This is a genomic window from Streptomyces montanisoli (assembly GCF_017813245.1).
Lineage (GTDB): Bacteria > Actinomycetota > Actinomycetes > Streptomycetales > Streptomycetaceae > Streptomyces > Streptomyces montanisoli.
In genome coordinates, this window is the sequence record NZ_JAGIQL010000315.1 from 1 (window position 1) to 3,027 (window position 3,027).

The 3,027-nt window shown below is 77.1% G+C and carries 2 protein-coding genes and 1 pseudogene; 1 reads left to right on the forward strand and 2 read right to left on the reverse strand.

The annotated features are described in order from the left end of the window. The coding region (gene cobC / locus JFN87_RS32720; protein WP_209346090.1) for an Rv2231c family histidinol phosphate aminotransferase CobC at positions 1-1,343 on the reverse strand (1,343 nt) is incomplete at its 3' end. A gap of 74 nt (positions 1,344-1,417) precedes the next feature. On the opposite strand from cobC, the gene JFN87_RS32725 reads away from it, so the two are divergent. Continuing rightward, complete coding sequence (locus JFN87_RS32725) at positions 1,418-2,281, forward strand: ZIP family metal transporter (RefSeq protein ID WP_209346092.1); 864 nt, start codon at positions 1,418-1,420, stop codon at positions 2,279-2,281. Between the two features lie 98 nt (positions 2,282-2,379). On the opposite strand, the pseudogene JFN87_RS32730 reads toward JFN87_RS32725, so the two are convergent. Beyond that, positions 2,380-3,027: pseudogene (locus JFN87_RS32730) on the reverse strand (cobyrinate a,c-diamide synthase); the annotation flags it as partial.

Below are 3,027 nucleotides of genomic sequence, written 5' to 3' on the forward strand. Positions count from 1 at the left end.
CACATCGCGCGCGCGGCCGCGTCCGCCTCCGCGAGCGCCGCGGGCGCCATGCACGCCTCCGCCGCCGCGAGCGCCGGCGTCGACACCGGCCACAGCGGCTGCGCACGCTCAAGCGCGGCTATCACCCGCGGCTCGCCGAGCGCGTAGCCGACGCGCAGCCCCGCGAGCCCCCACGTCTTCGTCAGGCTCCGCAGCACCACGAGCCCCTCCACGTCGACGTCGCCCGCGAGCGCCTCGGGCTCGCCGGGCACCGCGTCCATGAACGCCTCGTCCACCACGAGCACCCGGCCCGGGCGCGCGAGCGCGGCCAGCGTGTCCGCGGGGTGCAGCACGGACGTCGGGTTCGTCGGGTTGCCGACCACCACGAGGTCGGCGTCGTCCGGCACCGCGTCCGGGTCGAGGCGGAAGCCGTCCTCCGGGCGCAGCAGCACGCGGCGCACCTCGTGCCCCGCGTCCCGCAGCGCCGCCTCGGGCTCCGTGAACTGCGGGTGCACCACCACCGGGCGCCGCACCGGCAGCGCGCGCGCCAGCAGGACGAACGCCTCGGCGGCGCCCGCGGTCAGCAGCACCCGCTCGACCGGCACGCCGTGGCGCGCCGCCACCGCCGCGCGCGCCCTGCGCCCGTCCGGATAGGCCGCGAGGCCTGTCAGGGACGCGGCGATGCGGTCCCGCAGCCAGGCGGGCGGCGTCCCGCCGCGCACGTTCACCGCGAGATCGACGAGATCGTCCGCGAGGTCGAGGACCTCGGCATCGCCGTGGTGGCGCAGATCGTGCGCGTCGACTGCCTGCTCGGCCGTGCGTCTCACGGCGCTCCCTCCGTACGTGCCCTGTGGGGAGGGCGCGTCAGCATGTGGTCCAGCGTGTTCGTGCTGTCTACCTCCCGTACACACGTTCTGTCCACGGTGCGCACGCGAACAGTCACCGGACGTACCGTCAGCCGGGGCGCCCGCGATCGCACACGTCGCCGTTCCGGCGGCCGCCTTGCGCTTGCCGACCAGCAGCACGCCACCGCCCGCCAGCGCCGCCGCCTCCGCCACCGAGCCCGTGCCGACGGCGGCCCGCACCGCCTCGGACGCGTGGGGCACCTCGACCGCGGCGAGCGCCTCCGCCGTGTACCCGCACAGCGGCACGCCGAGCCGCGCCGCCGCGGCCACCAGTCCCGGTTCCCGCGCGCGTGCGTCGAGCGTCGCGAGCCGCGCCACGCGCGCGGGGCGCAGCCCCCCGTCGAGCAGGGCGTCCGCGACCAGCGCGATCACCTCGTCCGCCGTGACACCGCGCCGCGCGCCCACCCCGACCGTCAGGTCCGGGGGCCCGAAAGGTCCGGCAAACGTGAGGTTGGTCACGACTGGCCTCCATACGGGCCCCTGGAGCGCTCCGGATGTGCGCGGGGCGGCAGTGATCGGCTATGCAGGGGCTCATGGCGGTGTTTGTCGCGCTCGGCGCGTTCCTGATGACGCTGTTCGGCGGCTGGACGGCGCAACGCGTCACCGACCGCCGCCACCTCGTGCTCGGCCTCGCGGGCGGGCTGATGCTCGGCGTCGTCGGGCTCGACCTGCTGCCCGAGGCGATCTCCGCCGCGAGCCGCGAGGTGCTTGGCGTCCCGCAGGCGCTGCTGCTGTTCGTCGGCGGCTTCCTCGTCGCCCATCTGGTCGAGCGCCTCCTCGCGACCCGCAGGACCGCGCACGGCGGCGAGGACGTGCAGCCGCCGCCGGCCGCCGAAACCGCGCCGGAGGCGGCCGCCGCGCACGCCGGCGCCTCCGGGAGCGCCGGGGCACACGCCCAGGCGCCACACGGGCACGAGCACGGGCACGCGCCGGCGCGCGGCCCTGGCGGCACCGCGCGCGAACCGCGCTTCGGCCTCACCGCGGCCGCCGCGATGGTCGGCCACAGCCTGATGGACGGCGTCGCGCTCGGCGCCGCCTTCCAGGTGAGCGGCGCGATAGGCACGGCGGTCGCCCTCGCGGTGATCGCCCACGACTTCGCCGACGGCTTCAACACGTACACGATCACCAGCCTGTACGGGAACGCCCGCCGCAAGGCGCTCGCCATGCTCTTCGCGGACGCCGTCGCCCCGATGGTGGGCGCCGCGTCGACCCTGTTCTTCACGCTGCCCGAGGAACTGCTCGGCAGCTATCTCGGGTTCTTCGGCGGCGCGCTGCTCTACCTCGCCGCCGCCGAGATCCTCCCCGAGGCCCACCACGAGCACCCCGCGCGCTCCACGCTGCTGTGCACGGTGCTCGGGGTCGCGTTCATCTGGCTGGTGGTGGGCGTGGCGGGCTGACCGCCCGCGCCGGCGCCCGGCCCACGCTCCGGACGCGCGGGCGCCTCGCCCCCTCACGCGTGCCCCCCTCACGCGTGCCCCCTCATCACGCGTGTCCCTCACGCGCGCGCCGCCCGCGCCACGAAGCGGCGCGCGGCCTCCGGCGTGGCCGCCCAGTGCGTGTGCAGGTAGCTGGCGTGCACCCCGCGCCGCACGAAGCCCTCCGTGCGGCGCTCGGGCCGCACGAAGCCCCACGCCGGATACGTGCCCGCGCGCGGCTCCAGCACCGTCCGGTGGAACTCGTGCCCCCGGGCCCGCGCCCCCGCCTCGGCGATCGCGCTGTCGCCGACGGCCACGGCCTCCCGGTAGCCGAGCGTCAGCCGGTCCGTCATGCGCGCGTCCGCGTCCAGCACCCCGCACATCGGCCGGCCGTCGAGCGACCGCGCGAGGTACAGCAGCCCCGCGCACTCGGCCGCCACCGGCGCGCCCGAGTGCGCCAGCGCGGCCACCGCCCTGCGCAGCTCGTCGTTGGCCGACAGCTCGGGTGCGTACACCTCGGGGAACCCGCCGCCCACCACAAGACCGGCGGTGCCCGGCGGCAGCCCGTCGTCACGCAGCGGGTCGAAGGACACGACCTCGGCGCCCGCCGCCGTCAGCAGCTCCGTCTGCTCCGCGTACGAGAACGTGAACGCCGAACCGCCCGCGACCGCGACGACCGGCCGCCGGGCCGCCGCCGGCTCGCCGCCCGCCGCGGGTCCGCCGCCCAC

Coding starts and splice junctions, on each gene's coding strand:
- JFN87_RS32725 (WP_209346092.1), top strand. CDS start 1,418: ATGGCGGTGTTTGTCGCGCTCGGCGCGTTCCTGATGACGCTGTTCGGC.